Annotated in this window: 31 protein-coding genes; 26 read left to right on the plus strand and 5 right to left on the minus strand. The window is 38.1% G+C overall.

Annotated elements, in window-relative coordinates; all coding sequences use genetic code 11:
• Both MKX57_RS09790 and MKX57_RS09795 read left to right on the plus strand, forming a co-directional pair.
• Nucleotides 1–672, plus strand: a complete 672-nt coding sequence (locus MKX57_RS09790) for a response regulator transcription factor (RefSeq protein WP_008179829.1) — start codon at nucleotides 1–3, stop codon at nucleotides 670–672.
• A complete protein-coding gene (locus MKX57_RS09795) occupies nucleotides 669–1,658 on the plus strand; it encodes a HAMP domain-containing sensor histidine kinase (protein WP_342550988.1) in 990 nt (329 codons plus the stop codon). Before MKX57_RS09790 ends, MKX57_RS09795 begins: the two co-directional genes overlap by 4 nt.
• Nucleotides 1,659–1,691: 33 nt before the next feature.
• Here the strand turns inward: MKX57_RS09795 and MKX57_RS09800 are convergent, their stop codons facing one another.
• Both MKX57_RS09800 and MKX57_RS09805 read right to left on the minus strand, forming a co-directional pair.
• On the minus strand, nucleotides 1,692–2,561 hold the full coding sequence (locus MKX57_RS09800; protein ID WP_090003178.1) for a DMT family transporter: 870 nt from the start codon (nucleotides 2,559–2,561) through the stop codon (nucleotides 1,692–1,694).
• Between the two features lie 99 nt (nucleotides 2,562–2,660).
• The gene (locus tag MKX57_RS09805) at nucleotides 2,661–3,533 is read right to left on the minus strand and encodes a LysR family transcriptional regulator (RefSeq protein WP_090003189.1); all 873 of its coding nucleotides are present in this window, start codon (nucleotides 3,531–3,533) and stop codon (nucleotides 2,661–2,663) included.
• Between the two features lie 140 nt (nucleotides 3,534–3,673).
• Between MKX57_RS09805 and MKX57_RS09810 the strand changes: the two genes are divergently transcribed.
• The 13 genes from MKX57_RS09810 to MKX57_RS09870 all read left to right on the plus strand — a co-directional run bounded on the left by MKX57_RS09810 (nucleotide 3,674) and on the right by MKX57_RS09870 (nucleotide 15,429).
• Nucleotides 3,674–4,879 carry an MFS transporter gene (locus MKX57_RS09810; RefSeq protein ID WP_089984764.1) on the plus strand — a complete coding sequence of 402 codons (1,206 nt, stop codon included), beginning with the start codon at nucleotides 3,674–3,676 and terminating at the stop codon, nucleotides 4,877–4,879.
• Nucleotides 4,880–4,908: 29 nt separating this feature from the next.
• On the plus strand, nucleotides 4,909–5,292 hold the full coding sequence (locus tag MKX57_RS09815; RefSeq protein ID WP_171366075.1) for an SRPBCC domain-containing protein: 384 nt from the start codon (nucleotides 4,909–4,911) through the stop codon (nucleotides 5,290–5,292).
• Nucleotides 5,293–5,401: 109 nt separating this feature from the next.
• Nucleotides 5,402–6,118 (plus strand): toast rack family protein, encoded by a 717-nt coding sequence (locus MKX57_RS09820; protein WP_096364254.1) that lies wholly within the window; start codon nucleotides 5,402–5,404, stop codon nucleotides 6,116–6,118.
• Nucleotides 6,119–6,319: 201 nt separating this feature from the next.
• Nucleotides 6,320–6,844 (plus strand): hypothetical protein, encoded by a 525-nt coding sequence (locus MKX57_RS09825; RefSeq protein ID WP_342550989.1) that lies wholly within the window; start codon nucleotides 6,320–6,322, stop codon nucleotides 6,842–6,844.
• A gap of 108 nt (nucleotides 6,845–6,952) precedes the next feature.
• The gene (locus MKX57_RS09830) at nucleotides 6,953–7,711 is read left to right on the plus strand and encodes an alpha/beta hydrolase (protein WP_342550990.1); all 759 of its coding nucleotides are present in this window, start codon (nucleotides 6,953–6,955) and stop codon (nucleotides 7,709–7,711) included.
• A 177-nt stretch (nucleotides 7,712–7,888) separates the two neighbouring features.
• Nucleotides 7,889–8,830, plus strand: coding sequence for a VOC family protein (locus MKX57_RS09835; RefSeq protein WP_239355048.1), 942 nt, complete (start codon nucleotides 7,889–7,891; stop codon nucleotides 8,828–8,830).
• A gap of 28 nt (nucleotides 8,831–8,858) precedes the next feature.
• Complete coding sequence (locus tag MKX57_RS09840; protein ID WP_237068774.1) at nucleotides 8,859–9,065, plus strand: (4Fe-4S)-binding protein; 207 nt, start codon at nucleotides 8,859–8,861, stop codon at nucleotides 9,063–9,065.
• 15 nt (nucleotides 9,066–9,080) lie between these two features.
• Nucleotides 9,081–9,350 (plus strand): GNAT family N-acetyltransferase, encoded by a 270-nt coding sequence (locus tag MKX57_RS09845; protein WP_089984755.1) that lies wholly within the window; start codon nucleotides 9,081–9,083, stop codon nucleotides 9,348–9,350.
• 354 nt (nucleotides 9,351–9,704) lie between these two features.
• Nucleotides 9,705–10,142, plus strand: a complete 438-nt coding sequence (locus tag MKX57_RS09850) for a hypothetical protein (protein WP_089984752.1) — start codon at nucleotides 9,705–9,707, stop codon at nucleotides 10,140–10,142.
• A 160-nt stretch (nucleotides 10,143–10,302) separates the two neighbouring features.
• Nucleotides 10,303–11,985, plus strand: a complete 1,683-nt coding sequence (locus tag MKX57_RS09855) for a methyl-accepting chemotaxis protein (RefSeq protein ID WP_342550991.1) — start codon at nucleotides 10,303–10,305, stop codon at nucleotides 11,983–11,985.
• 73 nt (nucleotides 11,986–12,058) lie between these two features.
• Nucleotides 12,059–12,991, plus strand: a complete 933-nt coding sequence (locus tag MKX57_RS09860) for a hypothetical protein (protein WP_342550992.1) — start codon at nucleotides 12,059–12,061, stop codon at nucleotides 12,989–12,991.
• Between the two features lie 234 nt (nucleotides 12,992–13,225).
• Nucleotides 13,226–14,785, plus strand: a complete 1,560-nt coding sequence (locus MKX57_RS09865) for a right-handed parallel beta-helix repeat-containing protein (protein ID WP_342550993.1) — start codon at nucleotides 13,226–13,228, stop codon at nucleotides 14,783–14,785.
• Nucleotides 14,786–15,237: 452 nt separating this feature from the next.
• Nucleotides 15,238–15,429 (plus strand): hypothetical protein, encoded by a 192-nt coding sequence (locus MKX57_RS09870; protein WP_008179801.1) that lies wholly within the window; start codon nucleotides 15,238–15,240, stop codon nucleotides 15,427–15,429.
• A 70-nt stretch (nucleotides 15,430–15,499) separates the two neighbouring features.
• On the opposite strand, the gene aac(6') is transcribed toward MKX57_RS09870, so the two are convergent.
• Complete coding sequence (aac(6'), locus tag MKX57_RS09875) at nucleotides 15,500–15,934, minus strand: aminoglycoside 6'-N-acetyltransferase (RefSeq protein ID WP_008179797.1); 435 nt, start codon at nucleotides 15,932–15,934, stop codon at nucleotides 15,500–15,502.
• Between the two features lie 166 nt (nucleotides 15,935–16,100).
• Between aac(6') and MKX57_RS09880 the strand changes: the two genes are divergently transcribed.
• From MKX57_RS09880 to MKX57_RS09890, 3 genes are read left to right on the plus strand one after another with little or no spacing between them, the layout of a single operon-like run.
• Nucleotides 16,101–16,697, plus strand: a complete 597-nt coding sequence (locus MKX57_RS09880; protein ID WP_342550994.1) for a class I SAM-dependent methyltransferase — start codon at nucleotides 16,101–16,103, stop codon at nucleotides 16,695–16,697.
• A 24-nt stretch (nucleotides 16,698–16,721) separates the two neighbouring features.
• Nucleotides 16,722–17,297 (plus strand): DNA-3-methyladenine glycosylase I, encoded by a 576-nt coding sequence (locus MKX57_RS09885; protein WP_043990651.1) that lies wholly within the window; start codon nucleotides 16,722–16,724, stop codon nucleotides 17,295–17,297.
• Nucleotides 17,287–17,970, plus strand: a complete 684-nt coding sequence (locus tag MKX57_RS09890; protein WP_090001699.1) for a DUF1963 domain-containing protein — start codon at nucleotides 17,287–17,289, stop codon at nucleotides 17,968–17,970. Before MKX57_RS09885 ends, MKX57_RS09890 begins: the two co-directional genes overlap by 11 nt.
• A gap of 5 nt (nucleotides 17,971–17,975) precedes the next feature.
• Here MKX57_RS09890 and MKX57_RS09895 read toward each other — a convergent pair whose 3' ends face one another.
• Nucleotides 17,976–18,272 carry a hypothetical protein gene (locus MKX57_RS09895; protein ID WP_008179789.1) on the minus strand — a complete coding sequence of 99 codons (297 nt, stop codon included), beginning with the start codon at nucleotides 18,270–18,272 and terminating at the stop codon, nucleotides 17,976–17,978.
• A 75-nt stretch (nucleotides 18,273–18,347) separates the two neighbouring features.
• Between MKX57_RS09895 and MKX57_RS09900 the strand changes: the two genes are divergently transcribed.
• Nucleotides 18,348–18,548 (plus strand): hypothetical protein, encoded by a 201-nt coding sequence (locus MKX57_RS09900; RefSeq protein ID WP_043990650.1) that lies wholly within the window; start codon nucleotides 18,348–18,350, stop codon nucleotides 18,546–18,548.
• 161 nt (nucleotides 18,549–18,709) lie between these two features.
• A complete protein-coding gene (locus tag MKX57_RS09905; RefSeq protein WP_342550995.1) occupies nucleotides 18,710–19,009 on the plus strand; it encodes a hypothetical protein in 300 nt (99 codons plus the stop codon).
• Between the two features lie 89 nt (nucleotides 19,010–19,098).
• Here MKX57_RS09905 and MKX57_RS09910 read toward each other — a convergent pair whose 3' ends face one another.
• On the minus strand, nucleotides 19,099–19,467 hold the full coding sequence (locus MKX57_RS09910; protein ID WP_089984729.1) for a hypothetical protein: 369 nt from the start codon (nucleotides 19,465–19,467) through the stop codon (nucleotides 19,099–19,101).
• A gap of 200 nt (nucleotides 19,468–19,667) precedes the next feature.
• On the opposite strand from MKX57_RS09910, the gene MKX57_RS09915 reads away from it, so the two are divergent.
• From MKX57_RS09915 to MKX57_RS09940, 6 genes are all read left to right on the plus strand, one after another.
• On the plus strand, nucleotides 19,668–20,054 hold the full coding sequence (locus MKX57_RS09915; protein ID WP_089984727.1) for a hypothetical protein: 387 nt from the start codon (nucleotides 19,668–19,670) through the stop codon (nucleotides 20,052–20,054).
• Nucleotides 20,055–20,134: 80 nt separating this feature from the next.
• On the plus strand, nucleotides 20,135–20,755 hold the full coding sequence (locus MKX57_RS09920) for an SDR family oxidoreductase (RefSeq protein WP_342550996.1): 621 nt from the start codon (nucleotides 20,135–20,137) through the stop codon (nucleotides 20,753–20,755).
• Between the two features lie 15 nt (nucleotides 20,756–20,770).
• Nucleotides 20,771–20,941, plus strand: coding sequence for a hypothetical protein (locus tag MKX57_RS09925; protein ID WP_164908692.1), 171 nt, complete (start codon nucleotides 20,771–20,773; stop codon nucleotides 20,939–20,941).
• A 156-nt stretch (nucleotides 20,942–21,097) separates the two neighbouring features.
• Nucleotides 21,098–21,253: a hypothetical protein gene (locus MKX57_RS09930; RefSeq protein WP_008179775.1), complete on the plus strand. Its 156-nt coding sequence runs from the start codon at nucleotides 21,098–21,100 to the stop codon at nucleotides 21,251–21,253.
• A gap of 426 nt (nucleotides 21,254–21,679) precedes the next feature.
• A complete protein-coding gene (locus tag MKX57_RS09935) occupies nucleotides 21,680–22,513 on the plus strand; it encodes a GNAT family N-acetyltransferase (RefSeq protein WP_089984723.1) in 834 nt (277 codons plus the stop codon).
• A 273-nt stretch (nucleotides 22,514–22,786) separates the two neighbouring features.
• Nucleotides 22,787–23,323, plus strand: a complete 537-nt coding sequence (locus tag MKX57_RS09940; RefSeq protein WP_175445522.1) for a CueP family metal-binding protein — start codon at nucleotides 22,787–22,789, stop codon at nucleotides 23,321–23,323.
• Nucleotides 23,324–23,349 lie beyond the last annotated feature (26 nt).

Below are 23,349 nucleotides of genomic sequence, written 5' to 3' on the forward strand. Positions count from 1 at the left end.
ATGAAAGGATTTAGAATTTTAATTGTAGAAGATGATCCCATGATTGGTGATTTACTTCAAAAGATAATGCAACGAGAAGGCTATGAAGCCATATGGAAAACAGATGGCCGAGATATAATGAGGCTCATTCAGGAAGTAGATTTAGTCATTATGGATATTATGCTACCAGGAGAGGATGGCTATCAATTAAGCAAAAACATTAAACAATTAGGCTTAAATATACCCATCATTTTTCTATCAGCTCGTAGTGATATTGAAAGCAAGCTAGAAGGTTTAACAGTTGGAGAAGACTATTTGACAAAGCCGTTTGATCCACGAGAGCTATTGTTAAGAATCCAAAAAATGCTAGTGCAACAATATGGAACGTTTACGCAAATACAGCATTTATTCATTGACGGAGAGCATCGTAAAGTATTTCATCACCATCTTCAAAACGAAATTTCATTGACGGCTATAGAACGAAAAATTTTCTTTTATTTATTTGACAACCGTGACAGAGTTTTAACAAAGGACCACTTTTTTGATTATTTATGGCCGTTAGATGATCGCAACCATAATATTCTCAATGTCTACATGAAGAAGATTCGGACAAAGCTGGACGATTCAACAGGCATTATTTTACAAAATATATATGGAGAGGGGTATCGTCTAAATACCCATATAAAGAAATGACATTAAAAACTAAATATAGAACACTCTTGTTGGTAGCGATTGGGAGTGTGCCCATCGTATTATTAGGTATTAGTGTGTTCATGTCCATACTATATGACAAGGCTTTTAAAACGAAAAATAATGGCATCCCGTTCCATGAATCCTTTGCATATCCTGTTATGCTGCTTGCCTTTGTGCTGTCTTTAGGGATTCTTGCCTTACTATTTTCCACATCCATCCATTCATTATTGACTAGAATTACAATGCTCAATCAAACAATACGGGAACTAGCGAGTAATGAACGGATACCCGATACGTTAACGGTAAGCAGCGAGGATGAAATAGGGCAATTAATTCAATCGGTGAATCTTTTAATTGAGCGCACGACTTATCGGGAATTAGAGTTAGCTCAACAGCAGGAGCTCCAAAAAGAGCTGCTTCAAAAATTAAGACATGATATCCATACACCACTGACAGCGATACGTTTGCAATTGTTTTATTTAGAAGATCAACTACAAGAGCAACCAAAATTGGTGGAATCATTAAATGCACAAATTCACTATATCGCGAATTTAACGAATGAATTGCAATACCAGTCTTTTGATACGAGCGATAATGCCTTTGTCGTTCAGGAGGAAGTTCATCTAGCGTTTCTATTAGAAACGATGATCAAGAAATGGAGTTATTTATACCACATGCAAAATATTGCACTCCATTTTCATCCAATAGATGCAGAGGTAATTTGGACAAGTAATGAATTATGGTTACAACGTTTATTTGATAATGTCTTTCAAAATACATTAAAGCATGCCCAAGCATCTAAACTAGTGGTGACGATTAAAGAGGGAGAGGTATGGATGTGTGATGACGGCATCGGCTTTGATTCAGATATCGAACATAGTGGACTTGGACTGAAAATTATCCACGATATTGCTAGAACAATAAATATGGAAGCCTCTTTACAATCCAGCAAGGATGGTACGACCTTTCGCTTTACTCAGCCATAAAAAAACAACGGCATTTTTAGCCGTTGTTTTTTATTATACCGATTTACGTTGTTGGAGTAAAAAGAGGGCAAGTCCTAGTAAAATGACCATTATGCCAATCCCTTGTTGAACGGAAATCATTTCATCTAAAATAAAATAAGCTAAAATACATGTGCCAATTGTTTCTCCTAAAATACTCATAGAGATGACGGTTGTACTTAACCATTTTAATAGCCAATTAAAGATCGTTTGCCCAAAAATGGTTGCAATCACAGCTAGTCCTAATAGGGACCACCATGTGGACGCGGGATAGTCGAAAAACGATTCCTGCATAAAGAGGGCGTAAATGGCTAAGAAGATTGAGCTACTGCCATATCCGATAATCGAATAGGTAATAAGTGATAAATCCTTCCGTACAGATTGCCCAATAAAAAAGTAGGCTGTAATAATGCCTGCTGCGATAAACGCCAGAATATCGCCATAAAGAGCCTGTCCACTAATTTGAAAATCCTGCCAGCCGATAATGAAACAGCCGATGATCGCTACCAAACAGCCAACAATAGCCCCTTTGGAAAAGCGCTCTTTAAATAAAAAATAGCTACCTATTAAAGAGAATAACGGCTGTAGCGTGACGATAACCGTTGAACTGGCCACGGATGTGTAGTTTAATGATTCGAACCATAAAACATAATGACAGGACAGAAATAGACCTGATAAAATGCCCAGTCCCCACTGTTTTTTAGACAGGTTAGCTAGCTCTTGTCGTAGTCCCTTTTGTGCTAATAAAAAGGGAAGGAGCACGAGCATTGCAAAAAATAGTCGATAAAAAGCCGTAATAGCCGGCGGGGCATCCGCAAGCTTAACAAAAATAGCTGATGTAGATAAAGCAAATACTGCCAAAAACAATGAGATGTAATAAAACATGATGTACTCCTATGTATTTAATAATATCAAACCTATTATAGTGCAGCTTGCGTGAATAATATAGGCTTTTTAAAATATTCGCATAAAGAGCAACCTGAGCTAATGATCACCCTGCTCATTCCTTTCAAGCAAGGATTCTATTACTTGCTTTAATTGCAGTATAGAAGACTGCTTATGGTTTTCCTTTTTATAAATAAAGACAGTCTCGATGACCTTGTTAAGTGTCTCCATTTCATAAAAATGCAGGTCAGGACAAGGGTAGAGTGCCAGTAACTTCGTATTTAACACTGCCAATGTATGCTCGATTTCTAGAAAATCAAGAATACTACTTACGGATTTAATTTCCTTCATTGTAAAAGGGACTTTCTTGTGAGTAAGCCATTCGGCTAATGCCTTCGAATACATACAGCCCTTACTTAAAACTAGGAGTGTCACAGGTGTTTGCCTGTCAAAATCGATGACATGTGCAGGGCTCGAGATGACTTCAAATGTTTCGGTTGTCATTAAATCATAGTGTAAATCGGCATAATGCTTTATTGGATTACTCGTTAATGCACAGTCTAATTCCGCCAGATGGACTTTGTGATTTAACGATGTACTCGATTCGACCGTGAAATCCACATCGATAGGACTATGACTAGTTTGTAGCGCATTCATGATAGACGCACCATATATTTTAATTGTCGTATGGGAGGTTCCAAATTGAATATGGGCTTGCGTGAATCCTACGGTATGTAAAAATGCCTCATATTGTTGGGCAACCTGCTTTAAAAATTGTAAATAGTGGTCACCTACCTCTGTTAGCTTTAAGCCCTGAGGTGTTCGTTTAAAGACTTCCTGTCCAATTTCACTTTCCATCTTCTTTACCTTCGAAGTTAAGGCCGACTGTGTATAGTTGGTGATTTCGGCTGATTTACTTAAATTTTGCCTTTCTAAAAGCTCAATTTTGATGGCAATTTCTTCAATGTTCATGTTATTCGTCACACACCTATTAAATTTTTTGATAGCCGCTATCATTTTCCTCCATTTTACGTAAGCAAGCTGTCAACGTAAACTCAAGATATCTAAATGTACCGTATAAATAGTGCGGTATATAGCTCTGGAGGGTTTATATGCATACATATTATAAATGGATCATTTTACTGGTGGCTACGCTTTCGCAAACAGCTTCCACCTTTGTCACATACGGGATGGGGCCAGTTGCTTCCTTTTATCAAATGGAATGGCACTTAACGTCATTCCAAACAGGATTAATTGTTTCTGCCGTGAATATTGGACCGATATTCTCGATGCTTTTCTTTGGCTATCTCATGGATAAAAAGGGAGAAAAACAAATTATTGGATGGGGCTCTATTTTTCTTGGCCTCTGTACGTTCCTCTTAATTCCTGTGAATCATTATACGACATTGCTAGTCGTATTAATAGTTGTTGGCTTTTGGTACGGTAGTGCTCAAACGGGAGGTAGTACGGCCATCGTGAAATGGTTTCCAGACAAGCATCGGGGTTTAGCGATCGGAATTCGCCAAACAGGTATTCCAATCGGTGGGGCTCTCGCTTCCTTCATTCTTACCTATTTATATCATCACTCCCATCTGACGGCTGTGCATGGGGCACAAGGTTTCGTAGCAATCGGTGGCGGTTTACTATTTTTATTGATGTATCAGGAGCCAAAACAGCAAAATACGGCAGCAGCACCAATACCGTTTAAAGAAAAGATGAAGGCTATTAAAGACAATCGAGCACTCTATCCGATTTTTTTTGTGGGCATTGTGATGATGTCCTTACAGATGATCCTCATCGCCCATTTGATGAGTTATTTACATCAGGAAGGCGGCTATTCTTTAACAGCAGCAGGGAAGTATTTGAGTTTGGTCTTGCTTGGAGGGATGGTAGGAAGAATTGCTCTTGCTTGGCTGAGTGACCGATACTTTGCTCAGAAGCGCGAGCACTTACTAATAATCGTTATGCTTGCCACATTTGTGATGGTCGCTTGTATGCCTGTTGTTTTACATGCTAATAGCTTAATGATGTTATTTTGTGGTGTAATGGGCTTTTTCGCACTAGGCTGGTATTCCTTATATATAGCCAGTGTAACGGAGCAGTCTGATCCTCAATCTGTGGGACTGACTGTTAGTGCGGCTTTAACGATCAATCAATTCTTTATTGTTTTAGCTCCGTCTATCTACGGTTTACTCGTTACCATTCTTTCAAGTCATCAAATGGCCTTGGATATAGTAGCAATGATGGTCATTGTAGGAGCATTTTATTTATCGAGAACAACCAATCGTAGCTTCTCTTCTGAAAGTTCGGTAAAATAATGAAAAAATAGGAAATGAGGGTGTTGCGGATGAGTAGTTCAATTTGGATTCAGGCGGCAGTTGAAAATGTGTGGCAAGCGATAACAGAGGAGCAATCCCTTTCACAATGGTATGCGCCAGGCTCTACTTGGGACATTCCTAAACTGGCTGAAGGGGAAATGATGACCTTTACTTTAATGCCTAATGACCATAATCAGCTAGCAGATCCACTGCCAATGCAGTTAACGATCCAGCAGGTCCAAAAACATGAGATTTTTTCATTTTACTTGGAAGTTCCAGAAACGGTAATCGCGATGTCTTTAGCAGAACAGGACAACGGCACAACGGTTAGCTTCAATATGCAGGGCTATGATGCGTCCCTTGCTAATTTAAAAGCATTGCTAGAGGGTGAGGATCTTCCACGCCAATCGTAGCTACTACGTCTCAGGTCTTAGATAAATTTCAAACGCAGGGTCGTATTTTCTATTATCCACTCCTATATAATGAAATTATTGGTAGAATATATAGCGGGAGGAAATTAAATTGAAAAAATTAGTTGGATTAGGTGTCGTGATGGGCACATCAGTATTCGTCTTGTCGGGGTGCTTTTCGTTTATGCCAAACAAAATGCAAGAAGAAACCATCTTAGTAGAAAAGGATAAAGCGAAGACGCTAGAAGTAGATATTGATTTAGGTGTCGGCGAAATGAATCTAACTGGTGGTGCCAAGGAGTGGGTTGAGGGCAAGGTGGACTATAATATTAAAAAGCTAGCCCCCCAAGTTACCTATGATGTAAGCGGCGATACAGGAGAAGTTGAAATTAAACATAAAGGCTCGACGAAGCTGGGCATCTCCAATATTAAAAACACATGGGCAATCCAATTAAATGATGATATTCCGATGGATTTGACGGTAGAAACAGGTGCTTCCTTAGCCAATCTTGATTTACAGGGACTGCAGCTAGAAAAACTAGATATAGAAGCGGGTGTCGGTGATCTCACAGTCAATTTAGGCGGGGATTGGAAAAAAAGCTTTAAAGCGAATATTGAAACTGGGGTAGGTCAAACGACGATTATTGTACCTTCAAAGGTTGGTGTCAAATTAACAACCGAAAAGGGCATAGGTTCATCCAATATCGAGGGTCTCATTTCAAAGGGCCAAGGTGTCTATGTCAATGAAGCATATGATAAGGCAGATGTTGTGCTGGACATCAAATCAGAAATCGGCGTTGGAGACATTACATTTAAATTAGATAAATAAAGAAAATGTGGGAGGCTACTAGTAAAGAAGTAGTCTCCTTTTTGTATGTAAAAAAATGATGCTAAGCATTTGCACATTAAGCTTGTAAGCGTGAGTAAGACAAATTTATGATATCGCACCATCTGGCGTTTACATTCTTTGAATTGGGCGCATATTTTATGTTAGTTTAAAGGAAGCAATTGTTTTGAAGGAGCGAGTCGTTTGAAAACCTATACATATAAACAGCCAATGGAAATAGATTCTACCGAGGTGGTCTCTATTTTAAATGAATCAGGAGAGAAATCATCAACGGTTCAACGTGTTTATTCGAATGCTCTTAAAAAAGCATTCGATAAGACGATGGATTTTCGTTATTTTGTTCGTTTTGACGTCCATGATCATGCTGGCCAACCTTTATTTACTTGTAAAAAAGTATCTCGTCGTGGTCGCGTGCATTTTCGAGGCAAGGATTTAGTGACAGGGAAAGACTATATGATTGCCTATGATGGCTGGCAAATTATGATTCCTGATTTACTTATAACAGATGGAGAGCAGCAAATTAAGCTCAGCAAAGAAATGGAAGACTGGTCGATCTTTACATGGAATGAGGAGCCGATAGCGCGTTGGCAAGCGACTTTTTGCGAAACTCATTTTGACATTACACTAGAAATTGAAGACAACAGTCCTATACAGCATGAGGCCTTTTTTATTGCGATTGGACAGGCTGTATTATTTGTGGGAGCGTAACAGCAATAAAAATTTGGCATTATATGTCGCTGTGGTCAGTGGCATATGTAATTCGATTATGCTATAAATACAACAAGAAGGTAGCCTTAAATATGGCTACCTTCTATTATGATGAACGTGAAGAAAGGTTCTGATATGGTGCTAACTATTTTACCGGCTAAAGAAATATACTTGAAAGGGAATGAGCATGCAATATTGCTTTTACATTCCTTTACAAGCCATACAAGAGATATGAAGAAAGTGGCGACGAAGCTCCACGAAGAGGGCTATACCTGTTATGTACCTCTTTATAGAGGACACGGTCATAAGCCAGAACCGTTATTACAGTACAAAGTTGAGGACTGGTGGCAAGATGTGGTGAAGGGGCACCAATTTTTGCTGAATGAAGGCTATCAAAAAATTTCCGTTATTGGCTTATCCATTGGTGGTATTTTTACATTAAAGCTTGCCCAATTAGAAAAGCTAGAGCAAATCATTGTGTTATCGGTACCAATTGATAAGGAACCAGCACAGCTAAAACAAAGAATCATTGACTACGCTTATAATTTTAAACATATCGAGGGTAAATCAGAGCAGCAAATTACACATGAAATGAAGCCGTTTAACGATATGCCATTGGACGCGATGATTGGATTTCAGCGATTTATTAAAGAAACGATGCAACAGCTTGAGAAGATCACGATGCCAATTGCTATTTTCTACGGCAAAAGAGACGAGGACTTATACGAGCATAGTGCCGACACTATTTATCAGCGAGTTCATTCTATGCAGAAGCTTAAAAGAGGCTTTGAAAACTCCAAGCATTTAATGACATTAGGTCGGGAGCAAGATGAAATCCTTCAGGAAATCATGCAATTTTTAAAGTGAAGAACTGACGATCAAAGGGTATTGACTACCTATAAAAAATCGTGTTATCATTATCTCGAATTAGAGATATATTAATTCGAGATAATGATTTCGTCATAGTTCTTAAGACAAACACAAGCATGTTTTCGCAGTTGAACAAGTCTTCTTTTAAAAGCATAGCGGATAGGAGAATATTCGATGTTAAAGATCACAGGACACCATCATATTTCAATGATTACGAAAAATGCTCATGAAAATCATCAGTTTTACCATCATATTTTAGGACTTCGCCGCGTGAAAAAGACAGTTAACCAAGATGATCCCAGTATGTATCATTTATTTTACGGTGATTTGACAGGTAGTCCTGGTACAGGCTTAACATTTTTTGAATTAGCGCACGCCGGGCGTACACATCGCGGCACTGATGCGATTACAAGAATTGGTTTACTCATTCCTTCTTTCGACAGCTTAATGTACTGGGAAAATCGATTGGATGAATTTCAGATTGAGCACAGCGAGATCACAACATATGGTGACACGGATGCGATCTATTTTGAGGACCCAGACGGTCTACGTCTAGTGTTATTAAATAATCAGGACAAGCCTATTCCACAAGAATGGACAAAGTGGCAAGATTCATCCGTAGAGATGGCTCATCAAATTTTAGGAATGGGCCCAGTGGAATTAACTGTAAGCTCTTTAGAGAATGCTGCGAAAACCATCGTACAATTATTTGGCTACAAAGAACGATCAAAAACTGAAACTGAAGCTGTTTTTCAAGTGGAGGAAGACCAATTGCAAGGACAGATTATCATTGTCGAGCAAGAGGGTCCTAAAGAAAAACCAGGAAGAGGTAGTGTTCACCATTTAGCTATCCGCGTGAACGATAAGGAAGAGCTTGAGCAATGGGAACAGCGAATAAAAGACTTTGGTTTTCCTATTATAAAAAAAGCGGATCGATACTATTTTTCAAGTATTTATATGAAAGAAACACACGGCATAATAGTTGAACTAGCGACAGATGGACCAGGCTTTACCGTGGATACGGCTGTGGAGGATTTAGGAACACGTTTAGATTTACCACCATTTTTAGAAGAACGGCGGCAGGAAATTGAAGAAAAATTAACACCAATAGAATAATAATCTTACAATGAGGGACGTGTTAGGTATGGGGTACCGTGAATATAGAGGAGAAGAGATAACCGTTTATTTCGATAAGGACATGTGTCAACATGCGGCTGAATGTGTAAAGGGCTTGCCAGAGGTGTTTAATGTCAAAGCAAAGCCATGGATCGCACCAGATGAAGCAGCGGCCAAACATGTAGCAGAAGTTATCAATCGATGTCCAAGTGGCGCATTAAAATACAAAATTTAAAAGGAGCATTATGCCATGGAAATTAAACAAGGTAACCAATCATTTTATATCGGAAACGAGGAAAATAGTGAGGCAGAGGTGCATTTCGTTCGTGTAGGGGAAAGTCGAATCATTCTCGATCATACACATGTAGGCGAGCATCTAAGAGGTCAAAATATTGGACAGCAATTAGTTAAAGCGGCTGTTGCCTATGCGAAAAAAGAAAAGTTACTAGTTATCCCATTATGTCCCTTCGCAAAAGCTGAGTTTGAAAAGCATCCTGAATACCAAGAAGTAGTAGGCTAAAATTATGTAGATGCACCCCAGCAAACCGGGGTGCGTTTTTATTTTTAATTAAACTAACAATCACTATCAATAAAATAAACATCAACATTAAAAATTGAAGATTTGACAAATCCTCACCTCACTTTTGTTGTATGTTAATTATACACAATATATACATTTATTTACTATCTAGCTACTTGCCAAGTAAAACAACCAATCTATCGCAAAGAAATACCGCTTTCTATTATATCTTGCTTATCACATTCACTTTACGATTGCTATTTTGAGTAAATTAATTAATTTGAACGATTTGGAAGGAATAGGACTAGTTAAAATAGAAGGTCCATAGAGTGACAAACATGAAGGAGTGATTGGATGCGATTAACAAAAGGAATTACTGGTTTTGATGCTGACCATTTAATCGAACAAGATGTGCGCATGTTTCAATCGATGGTGTACCATTTAGCAACAAGTGAACAGCGAGCGAAAGTACGACATTTTATCGATCGACCGCATTTTGTCTATATGCAAGCACTAGTGGAAATAGATGGGGAAATGGTGACCATTCTTCACCATCGCTGGATGCCGTATATTGCCTTTGCAAAATTGGATGAAGAGCTTAGCTTTGCCTTTTTATCGAGACCACAGCTACACAAATATTTTCCAATGCGAAAATGTTTGGAAGCAGCAACGCTAAATACGTTACTGGAAAAAGACCGAGCCTTGCATAGTTTATCTGCTATGGAGTGGAAGAACATTGCCTATTTCAAAAGTGAAACTATTGGTGACGTCATGTTTCATGCTTGGGATTGATTAGGGCAAATTACTCATGATGGAAGATGCTATAAAATACACAAAATTGACCAAGTTATTTCTGGAAATATAGCAAAAATTCCTAAAGCCACCAATCTTTCTTTGAAAATGGTAGATTACTTTTTATGGAATAGATTCGGAAAATAAGGGGTTTTTGCACATGTCATTCAAAACGATTAGTAGAAGAATTGTTTTTTCCTTTAGCATTGTTATTACGATCATGGCGTTATATATCGTGTACAACTATTTTGCTATTAAGCAAAGTAACCATGCAACAGAACAAATTGTTGAGCAAGAATTACAGCTATTAACGACAGATTACGAACAAGCGCAAACCATCGATGTAAGAATAGCTGCTGCTAGAGGCTATGTATTGTCTGGCGATGAAAAGTATAAAGCTATTTTTCAAGATAATGTAGCGCGTGCAGCGAGCAACGAAAAACAACGATTAGCCATGACAAGCTCTGAAGATTTCAGCAAACTTGCAGAAATGGCGAAGGAATGGAATCGCTATATTGAACAACAAGTATTTGCTGTTTATGATCAAGGTAATGCGGAGCTCGCGATTCAAAACATCACAAAAATGGATGCAACAGCCACAACCATTCGTGAAGGCTATGAAGGTTTAGCAGAGCAACGCAAGCAAGCGATCAATGAGGTAGGCGCTGACATGATAGTTGCTGGGGAGAATAAGCAGCTTATTGGCATCGTCGTAGGTATACTCATTTTTGTCATAGCGATTATTGTTGAGCTATTGAGTGCCCGCGGTATATCAAGACCTATTATGACATTAACGGAGCGAATGCAACGAATGACGAATGGGGATTTAAGCGGTCCTCCTTTAAAAATTCAATCGAAAGACGAAGTGGGCCAGCTAATGGAGGCAACCAATACGATGGCGGATATTTTGAATCGCTTATTGAAGCATATTCAAACGGTATCGAATGACGTAGCGGCCCATAGTGAGGAGCTATTGCAATCAACATCAGAAGTAAAGACGGGGACAGACCAAATCGCCCATACGATGACAGAAATTGCAAGTGGGACGGATGAGCTAGCCAGCCACACGACAGATGTTGCGACTTCCATGAATGACTTTGCAGGAAAAGTAACCTCTGTTCATCAAAGCAATAAAGACGTTCAGCACTATTCTCAGGATGTTATAGTTTTAACAAGGGAGGGACGGGACTTAATGTCCTCCTCTACTAAGCAGATGGGAGCCATTCAAGATATTGTGAAGGATGCAGTAGATCAGGTTGATGGATTAAGCAAGCAAACACAAGAAATCTCAAAGCTTGTCACGGTCATTCAAACCATTGCGGCACAAACAAATTTACTAGCATTGAACGCAGCAATTGAAGCAGCCAGAGCGGGGGAACAAGGCAAAGGATTTGCCGTAGTGGCCAATGAGGTCCGAAAATTAGCCAAGCAAGTGTCATATTCTGTGGAAGATATTACAGGTATCGTCCGTAACATTCAGGATGGTTCCAATAGAGTGACCGCTTCTCTTGAGCAGGGCTATAGTGAAGTGGAGAAAGGGGCATTGCAAATTACAACGACCAATGTAACGTTCCATCATATTGCCGACGCAATTGAGGCCATTGCTACAAATATTGAGGGGATGTCCTCTGGGCTAGATGATGTCGTTCACAATACTGTCACGATTAATAAGTCCATAGATGAAATGGCAGCTATTTCTGAGCAGTCAGCGGCAGGCATACAGGAGACCTCTGCCACAATTGAACAATCCGCTAGCTCTATGGAAGAAATTAAACATAGTGCTGAGCATCTAGCAGAGATGGCCGAGCAATTAAATAGTTTAATACGCCGATTTAAACTGTAACGATTTGACCCGTTAATTTCAAACTTCCATCACATTTACGCTGTATACTAATGTATTGGAAGGTGGAATCATTTTGAGAAAATATTTACTTTTATTACTAATGAGTACTTTATTCATGGCACCTGCTGCCTACGCCCATACGATGGATAAAAGTACACTATTTACGGATGTCCCTGAAACAACTTCAACTATTAAGGACATAATGGTGTTACATAGTATTGGGCTCCTTGGGTATAATGGCAAAGATATGGCCTTAAACCCAACTGACAACTTATCACGCAAAGATTTTGCAAGCTGGGTAGGTGGCTTCTTTGGACTTGAAGGAGCAACAGTGGATGAATTAGCACAAGCAGCACAAAAAGAAGAATACATTTCTTCTTTAGAGGGCGACCTTACATACAAGGAAATAAATACAGCACTTTTTCATCATAAACTTGAAGTAGAGAACCCAGATGCGACAATGACGAAAGAGGAGTATATTACCTTCTTAACGGAACACCTAGATGTTGATATGGGCGGTCATACGCTTCTTCAAATGGGTGGCTTTGCCGAAGGTCCAACTGGCACTATTGAAGATGTCGTGACAGGTGATGAAACGGGCATTATCATCAACGGTAAAACGTATATGCTGTCAGGACACCCTCGCATTTTTGCAGAATCAACGGATGCTAAAAGCTGGGTAGGTCAACAGCTAGAACGATCTATTTTTACGACAGCTGGAGATCACCATCATGGACATGATGACAATCAAGAAGGACATGGTGATCATGGAGACGGCCATGATGCACCGGCATCCAATACAGCCACACTTCAATATGTGCAAATCAGCTCTGCTCAGGTAGCAGCAGATGACACGAAAGAAGTACAGTCTTCGAATGCCACACCAAGAGAAGAGCAGCAAACTGATGAAACAACATCATCTAACTCAAGCACAGTGTGGATCATTGCTATCCTAGTCGTGCTCGCGGCTATTTTTGCCTTTGTTTTTGTGAAAAGAAAAAAATAATTGAGAGTAATAAGAACCAACAAAGATGGAATCATCCTTTGTTGGTTTTTTTTTGATTCACCTCATATACGTATACATGGAGGCGTGTCAGGACGGCCATGAACCGTCATAAAATCTTCATTCCTCACAAACGAATACATGCATAATCCAGTAATTTTACACAAAATTGAATAACCACAAGCCTGTTCGGTATATAAATAGGATACGATCATTTTTAGGCTGAGGAGTGTGTAAATGGCAACGCTTGTAGTAAAGAGAAGTATTATGCATCGGTACCAAAGCATTGGGCAGGCAATTGAAGAGGCTATGCCTGGGGATATGATAGAAATTCGAGATGGTATTTATGAGGAGAGCTTGGATATTTCCAAGCGGCTGACATTGTATGGAGTTGGCAATGTTACAATTAAAGGTGGTGTTTTTATTCGCTACCAGACCCATGTAGATATGCGTAATTTACGTTTTCGCCAAGGGCAGGGACTTTATGTAAAAGGAGATTTACAGTTAGAAAATTGTATTATTGAGGAGCAATTGATTCGCACGCAGATTATGGTAAGCTATGGTAGTTTGCTGATGAAAAATTGTGCTGTGCTTGCTACACCGCTCAATCATTTTGGTCTACGTGTTGCTAATGGTTCCAGTGTTATTCTCGTTGATACAACACTTGAGCATCATGTGAAAGCTCAAATTATTGCGCAAAACTGTGAGATGACATTAAGCAATTGTCTGCTGCTCGAAGGGAAGAAACATGGTATTTTTGCGATTCGTCATGTGAAGATGGTCATGGAGGATTGTGAAGTTCATGGTCATGAAAAGGAGCAAATTGTAGCGGCGTCTAGTGAGCTGGCAATCACCAATTGCCTTATTCACCAAGGACAGGGGGTTGGTATACAGCTATTTGATGATACGATTTTACGTATGGATGGCTGTGAAATCAAGAATCATCATGACACGAATATGATCGTCCACCGTAGTGAGGTAATGGTATCTGATTCTATATTTTCAGATGGCCAAGGACTCGGGCTGTACCTGGGAGAAAAAACAGAAGCTCAATTCTACGATTGTCAGTTTAATCGTCATGTGAAAGCACAAATGCTGATAGAGAATAGCAAGGCAGAGTTTCGCAAATGTCATGTACGTAATGGAATGGCTGTTGGTATGACCATCGTAGATGAAGCTGATGTTTCGATGACCGAATGTCAAATCCTAAACCATCAGCAATTTCATATCATTGTGGATGCAAGTGGGCTACAGCTCCATCAAACGACTATTCAATTTGGGCAATCAGGTGGTATTTATGGCAATGATCATGCCAAAATTATGCTTCACCATACAAACATTCGAGAGCTGGAAAAGCAACATGTATATTTGAACAATGCCCGTTTGTTTACACAGCATTGTACGTTTGAACAAATGAAAGGCAACGGGATTACATGTATCGATGCCATTTTTGAAGTAGCCAACAGCCATTTCAAAGACTGTCAGGATAGCACGTATGCGATGATATGGTCTGATCGTTCAATGGGACGTATTGAACATTGTCAAGTAGGCGAAGCAGCACGCCCATTTTTAGCTTTGTCCAATCAATCTTTATTAGAAATACGTGATACAGATTTAAGTGCAGTGAAAGCTCCTGCGGTGGTACAGGAAAACAGTCAATTATATGTGCAAAAGCATGTTCAGACAACAACTTGGCATCAAGACACGACATCAAGAGTATCACAAATAGAGATGGTTCAAACAAATGAGGAGAACCATATAAAAATGCTGAAAAATGATATTAAAAAAATAATTTAATAACCGATTATACAACTAAGACAAGTAGTTTCAATTTTGAAATTACTTTTTTTGCGGTAGGCATCAGAAGGTTTCAACTTTATATTTATGGGTAAAGTAATATGTTTGGGTCAAAAACGATGAGATAAATAGGCAGCGAAAACTCTATTATTCGACAAACTGACTGATTATTTTTATAATGGTATAGACAACTTCTTTTCAATTACTGCAATTTTCCAAAAAAATAAGAAGTAAAATGGTATATTTTCTTGTAAATGTTATTTTTTGAATAATAAAGTTTGGAATTGATGTAAAAAAAATATTAAGAAATTTTAGATAATAGATTGATTAGTTTCGGTGAATTAGCCTATAATTAGTAAAAATGGTTCATATATAAGATGATTATATGTTATTTGTGAAGTGTGTTTAATTTGTTTAAAATAATAATAAAAAAGGAGTGGGGGTGATAAGAGATGTTTGGGCTGACAAAAGAGGAAATTCTTTTAAAGTTAGAGGAAATTGAATTAGCAGAGAAGCATAAAAGTGCGATTGCTGATATCTTACATCTAAACAATATGCGAATAGAACAACAGCTTGCATTATTGATCCATTTAATTATCGATGAGCGCGAACGTAATATTTCTAACCATACATATTTAAATTAACCTATATATATAGATGCAAAAAATCACAAGTGCAGGATTCGAAGCACTTGTGATTTTTTTATCACATTTTTTATAATTTTTTTGTAAAACAAATGATTCGATTCGCTTCCGTAAAACCAAGCTGTAAATGTACTTGTAAACTTTCGGTATTGTCCCATTCACAATCGCTTGCAAATTCTGAGCATCCCATATGCTTGGCCCATTGTTCACAATGTGCTACAAGCTGTCTAGCATAGCCTTGCTGTCGATAGTTATCCATGACGAATAATCCTTCTAAATAGCCGACTGGACTAGAGTCCGTACCCTCTACATAATCTGTTCTCAGCTGACATTGGGCAAAGCCAATCGCCTTGTCATGGTCGTAGGCTAAGAAAATGACTGCATGGTCATCCTTCAATAAATGTGTCATGCTTTCAGTAAATTCCTCTACTGTATGATTAGGCCACAGCAATAAAGCTAATGTGGCAGCTGCCAGGGCATCCTGTTGCTCTGCTTGTTGAATCATTCAAAGTCCCTCCATCCTATTCATTCGAAAACGAAACAAAAATCATTTTTGCACGTACAAACTAGTAAGAGTTTCTGTCGTTGATGTGCTTTCTATTATTATATACAGGGTATACATGTAAAAAAAGGATAAAATCCACATCGATTTTGATGAGAGGGGAACCGATATGTCATTATTACAATCGTTAATTGAACAGGCAAAAAATCCAAAAGGATGGATGGGTTCATGGACTCTACGTATCATGAATATCACTCATCGTGGCATGAATAGCTGGTTTATCCGGCAAGGTGCCATCAATGATGGGGACATTGTGTTAGATATTGGCTGTGGCGGAGGGAAAACACTCAGAAATTTATCGAAATTGAATCCCAATGGTATAATTTATGGGATCGATATTTCTGCACAGGCCGTAAAGGAATCCATCAAAATGAATGAAGCGAATGTCGCAAGTGGCAGTATGATTGTTAAGGAGGCAAGTGTGTCTCAAATACCATATGAGGACCAATTTTTTGATGCCATTACAGCTTTTCAAACCCATTATTTTTGGCCATCATTGGAACATGATGTTGGGGAAGTATGGAGGGTATTGAAAAATGGAGGAAAATTTATTGTCATCGCCGAGTACTACAAAATGAATTACCATATGGAAGCTTTCCAAACACCCGCAGCTATGAAAGAATTATTGAAACAAACCGGTTTCCAAACGGTATATATAAGTGAAAAAACAAGTAAAGGATGGCTATGTATTACGGCCATTAAATAATACATAAACGTGGGAGGTTATACGGTGAAAAGATGTTCATGGGTCAAGCTAGATCAGCCGTTATATGTAGATTACCATGATAAAGAATGGGGAGTACCCGTCTATGATGATCAGCATTTATTCGAGATGCTTTGTTTAGAGGGGGCACAGGCAGGACTTAGCTGGTGGACGATTTTACAAAAGCGAGAGGGCTATCGAGAGGCATTTGATCATTTCGATGCTAAAAAAATTATCCTTTATTCAGAGGACAAGCTTTTGGAATTACAGCAAGACACACGGATTGTGCGCAATAAATTAAAAATAGCTAGCGTTGTGACGAATGCGAAAGCATTTCTACAAATACAAGAAAAATATGACTCGTTTTCTGAATATATTTGGGGGTTTGTCGATCATCAACCAATCATAAATGAATGGCCATCTATGGCAGAGGTACCAGTGACAACAGATCGCAGTGATCGGATGAGTAAGCAATTGAAGAAGGACGGCTTTAAATTTGTGGGTAGTACGATTTGTTATTCATTTATGCAGGCTGTCGGTATGGTCAATGATCATATAACGGTTTGCTGCTGTCGACAACAGGGGCTTGCGCATGAGCATTAAACATATCCAATCTCAGCTAGCCAAGCAAGCGACAATATTCCAGACGGGTGGCTTCCGTCCAACCCATGAGCTTTTAGAAAGTTGGATTGGCTATGTTGGATGGTCTTTACTAGAGGAGGATCGACCTTCCGATTTTCAACCGCTCGCTACATTATTTTTGAAAGATTTGCCCTATGTACCTCAAGCTTTACAGCCGTTTCAATTGGTAACTCTATTTGTCCATGAGAATATTTTCGATCATCTTATGGAGGATGATTTGAGCATCTATTTTGAAATAAGAGCCTACACCACCTTAGAAAACCTAGTACAGCGGGACTGGCAGCACGACCGTATTCGAGCCTTTCCTCTGCAGGTAGAGCATATTCACAATGATTATCCAGTATGGGATGGCGGGGGTATTCCTGCACAAATAGAAGAGGACATACTAAGATTGGAGCATGAAGACGGCCTTAATTATTTTGAAGACATCCTTGAAGAGATGTATCCGCAACACAAAATTGGCGGCTACCCAACCTTTTGTCAAAGTGGCTATGATTTTGGTGAAGATACACCTTTTGTCTTCCAAATTGCCTCAGATGCCAAGGCACAACTGAATATTGTGGATAATGGCAATTTTTATTTCTTTTATAATCCAACAGCACAGACATGGCGCGTCTATTGTGATTTTTATTAATATCGTTAACGCTTAGCCCTAAAATGGATTGTAATATCGATCATGTATTGAATGAAAAATAAACCTAGATACGCGCCTGTCAGTAGAAAAATGGGATTTAGGAAAACAGCATGAATCGTTGTCATAAAGACCACATCCTCCAGAATAATCTGCGTTATAGAAGTAGCGGCAATATAGCCAAAAAGAATGGCAGACACGACACCTAATGCATTGAAAACAAGGCGCATTTTATCACTTTTTTGCTGAAGATAGACCATGAGAGCAGGTATGACAATGATGGTAACCATTATGAATACGTTCATCAACACACATCCTTTTTTCTCAGGATGCCCTTGTTAGCTGTTACATAAACCAAAGATATAGAGGAGGGGAATAAGGTGAGACGGCAAGAAGGGGAGATGAAAAAAGTAAAGAAGGTGAAGAAAATGGAGCACAAAACAGTCGTCAAGAATGGTATAGGCTTTGGTTCTGTTTTAGCGATCACAATTTCATGGAGTGTCCATCATTCCATCATATGGGCAATCATTCATGGCTGCTTTAGCTGGCTCTACGTTCTCTATTATGCATTTACTCGCTAAACTTTAAAGCATACCTATCAGCTAAGTATTTGTTTAATCCAAAAGTTTATGGGGTACAAACAAATTAACGTTCATAAATATTGACTAACAAGCATAAATAACAAAGTGCTCTTTTTCAAGAGAACAAACTTCAGTATGAACGTAGAAGAAAGGTTGATAGCATGACAGATCAAGTAACGGCATTAAGTAATGTGAATGGAAAAGCTACGGGAGTGGAAGGTATTTTACAAAATGTAGCATTTATTTTATCGACGTTTACGGTCTCTTGCCCGCAACGGGAATGGAGCATTCGGTCAGATATTCGTAAACTCTTCCAACGTATGAAAAAAATGAACACCAAACGTTTGATTGAGTGTATCCAGCGTTTTGAGCCGAGAGCAGTCGTAGTGGAAGTGGATTATTTGGGCGATGTGTACCGAGGCAAACTGGAGCCCATTGTCAAAGTAATTATTAATGAATAAGACTATAAATTCTGCCAGGATTTAACCTGGCAGAAGATCAAATAAATAGTCCGTTTACATATATCTGAAAATATCAATTCCAGAATTCTTTAAGCAATTGTGCTTCTTCGTATGACAATAATTTGTTGGCAATCTATGATAATCGGAGAAGCTCCTACATCTGCTACTTCTAAGAATGTAGCACAGCATGTTTTAGGATCTAGGCTAATGAAAAAGACATCAGCTAAGCTAAAACCACCTACTAACACGACGTCTACAAGTGTGCCAATAGGCAGGCATTTTAATTGATGGCAAATACAGCCTTTACATTCGTTTTTGGAACAGCAATCTTTCTCAGGGCATTTTTCATCTTTGTGTTCGCATTTACACGTATGCTTACATTTTTTCTCACAGCATTTTTTCGATTCCTCTTTTTGTTGACCCCAGTTCATATAATGATTAAATCTACAATCTTGCATCTTTTAATCTCCCTTATGGTTAATTTTTAGTATTGGTCGCGCAACCCTTACACATCTAATCTATGAACAAAACAAATAGAGTTCTTGGTAATTTGCCCTTTGAATAGAAAAATGGAAACTTTGTCGTACATAACTAACCGTTTTTAGGGGGTAATACTAGATTTCTGCCTGTTAATATGAAGGTGAAAGGGAGCGAGTGTATGAAGAGAATGCTACAAGGTTTCTTTTTACTGATGTTCGCTATAGTAGTGATATCATGGCTGATTGTAGAAAAACAGCCTTTACCAATAGCCGTAAGTTTCTCTCCTTCTCCGACCTATGCGGAAGAGTTTAGTGAAAAATTACAAGAGACTAATTTTACACAAAAGATCATACAAGCGGTACGAAAGGCAGGATATTCACCAGATAGTACGGTAGGCTATTTGGTAGATTCTCCTAACCATCAAATCATCACCATCCAATTACACGATGGTAATGAAATAGAAAAAAGCACAGAAAGTGAGATTCAAACGATTATCCATGAGCTGGCCAAAGAAGAGAATATGGGAGCATTTATAGTGAATGTTCAGCTATTAGAAACAAAATAAGGAAAGCGGGAGACACATATTGCATGTGTCTCTTTTGCATAGAGGGGGCATGTTATAATGGAATGAAGAGGTGAAGGTCTATGAAAATATTAGTTTTGGGTGCAACAGGACGTGTGGGAAGACAAATTGTTGAGTTCGCGTTAAAAGATCAACTCGAAGTAACGACATTTGTCCGTGATCCCCATAAATTACAGCTAGACAATAAGAACTTACATATCTTTCAGGGAAATGTCTTAAATAAGAAAGATCTCGAACAGGCTATGGTGAATGTGGATGTAGTAGTAAGTGCATTAAATACAGATGGGAATGATACTTTATCTACTAGTATTTCGCTCATACTTGAGGTGATGGAGCAACAAAAGATAAAGAGAATTATTACGATTGGCACTGCGGGTATTTTACAAAGTCGAGTGTCACCTACGATTCTTCGATATCAATCAACGGAATCCAAACGTAAATCTACGTTTGCTGCTAAGGAGCATCAGTACGTTTTTGAACAATTACGCGTTTCCAATGTCGATTGGACGATTGTTTGTCCAACCTATTTACCAGATGGATCATTTACAGGAACCTATCGAGTGGAGCGCAATTTTTTACCTGAAGGCGGTAGTGAAATATCAGTAGCCGATACAGCCTACTTTGCCTACCAACAAATCTTTAGCAAGGACTTCGTTAAAACGCGAGTAGGGATCGCCTATTAAAAGGAGAGTAGAAAAATGAGAATCATTCACACGCTCATTGGCCTGCTCATTACATTTTTTGGGCTTGCCCTGCTAAATACAACGATGGATACAGCCATTCGAAACAGGATGGTGAAAGTATATGGCATTATCCTTATGTCTATTGGGGTGTTCTATCTTAAAAAAACGGCAAAATTGGATAAGTAATAGCCTCGTTAAGGGATTGGTTCTTTCAATTGACTGGGTTTTAATAGGAATAGTGGATACTTATGCTTATAGGGTGAGAAAGTATTGGGAATTTTCCTTTTTATAGAAGGTTTGCTATACTTTATGTCGAATATATATCATTGAAGAGGTGATTGTATGGACAAAGAGATATCAAACAACTATCAATATCCTGAACACCTAGCCATTCAAGATGGAATCGAAAAGACAGAGTTATATGTCATAAAGATAACAAAGGAACAAGTGGATAGGTTGATTGAGGATATCGATCAAACATTAAAGGCGTCTACCTGACGTCTTTTTTATTCTGGGTTTGCATCATTCATAGTAAAGAATAGTCCTGCCCCGAAGTAATCAATACTGGAAAAGGTTCCCTCATTTATTGGTGAATCAAAACGTGCAGTTATTAGCTTTACTTCATAAAAAGTTATAAAATGGTAATAAATATTAAATAGTACATCCTAACTTTTAGAATGAAAAGAGTTAGAAGGACTTAATTTAAGGATTTTACCCTATATTTCTTTAGTACAGATAAAAAAATAAAATCAGTAGGCATAGGGGATTTTTCTAGGGAGAAGTAGACATTCACTCAAGTTAAAATGTACCATCGCTACGTCATTTCATAGCGCCTGTATAAAGCATTTTTTTCTTAAAAAAACTATAGGAATTTAAATACAAACAAATATTTTATCTAGATTATGAAAGGAGCTGAGCTGTTTTATGATTTATAAATTGGATAAAAGAGACTATTATAAAATAAAAAGGTTACTACAAACACCTGATCAGAAGAATGATTTAACATTAAATTCCATAATTAATGGTATGAACAGAGGGACAATTTATGTAGACAATCCGCAAGAACCCAATACAGCACTAATAGATGTAACAGGAATAAGCAGTATTTTTATTGGGAATGCGACTAATCAACAGTTTATTGATTCTTTACGTGATTTTCTTGATAATGAATTAAAAATGGATACTTATGAATCGTGTGGTGGAACCTGGTTTATTGCAGTCATAAAAGATGAGATATGGGAACAAGTATTAGAAAATGTTATTGATGATAAAGAATACGAACCAGATTATGAGCTGTATTATCAATTCAATCCTGAGGCTTTCGTTTCTTTAAAAGAGCAATACAAACCTTTACCGGATAATTATCTTATAAAAAAAATTGATACCGAAGTCATTAAGAACGATCCAGATGGGATTCTTTCTGAAGTAGTAGAAGAGGTTTGGTATTCAATTGAAGACTTTAATACTCATGGACTGGGATATTGTATCATAAGGGATAATAAAATAGTAAGTGCATGTTTTTCTTGCTGTGTACACGAGAATAAACATGAAATTAGTGTTGAAACATACGACGAGAAACACATGAATAAAGGATTAGCCACTTTAGTGTGTTCTGCATATTTAGATGATTGTATAAAAAATGGACTAATACCCCAATGGTCAACGATGGAAACAAACCTTGAATCTAAACGTTTAGCAAAAAAATTGGGCTTTGAATTTGAGTCAAAACTAAAAACATTGGAGTTTGAATGGAAATGATCATGAGATACTCTTTATAAACTATGAAAGGATTATAATATTAAATATTCAGAATTTTTTTCTGCTGTAACTTTGAAAAATCAATCATATATCAGCAACATTGTCACGTTTGTTTCATTGGAATGGATTTGAGTCTCCAATACTCAAATAAATAAAATCTGTTTGTCATTAATCTATTTTTCCTCTGCACAATTTCTTCTTATTTATAGTTTATAGTATAAGTCGTCAGCGTTTTACAAAGTAGAAAGAATGAGGAAATTAGAGGTGAATAAAATGAAATTAAAAGCTTTTGCTGTAACTTTGCTTACTACGATTGTCCTAGGTGCTTGCAATGGAGAGAGTACTAATGACGATAACCCTAGAAAAGAAGTGGAGATGCAAAATATTAAGGAGTTGGTGAATGAATATAGCGGGAACAAAACAAAAGACGAATCTGCTTCAATCACATCAAACCAGCTGATTGTAACTGATAAAGAAGGAATTGAGTCAGCATATGCTTTGCCAGAAGACGAATTTTTTGTTTCTGTAGCTCCTTACATAAATGAAACTCACCCTTGTACTAACCATAGCTTGACGGGTTGCCAAGGAGAGCTGGCTAATAAGGATATAGCTGTCTATATTGAAGACTCAAAAGGTAATGTGCTAGTGGACGAAACCATGAAAACTCTAGCAAATGGATTTATTGATTTATGGCTACCTCGTGACCAAACGTATAACATAAAAATGGAGCATAAAGGCAAAACGGTAGAATCGATATTTTCTACTTATGAAAGCGAGGGCACTTGCATTACAACAATGCAATTAAAATAGAAAAAAAGTAGGGTTGTCCAAAAAGT

The organism is Lysinibacillus sp. FSL M8-0216 (assembly GCF_038595555.1).
Classification (GTDB): Bacteria; Bacillota; Bacilli; order Bacillales_A; family Planococcaceae; genus Lysinibacillus; species Lysinibacillus fusiformis.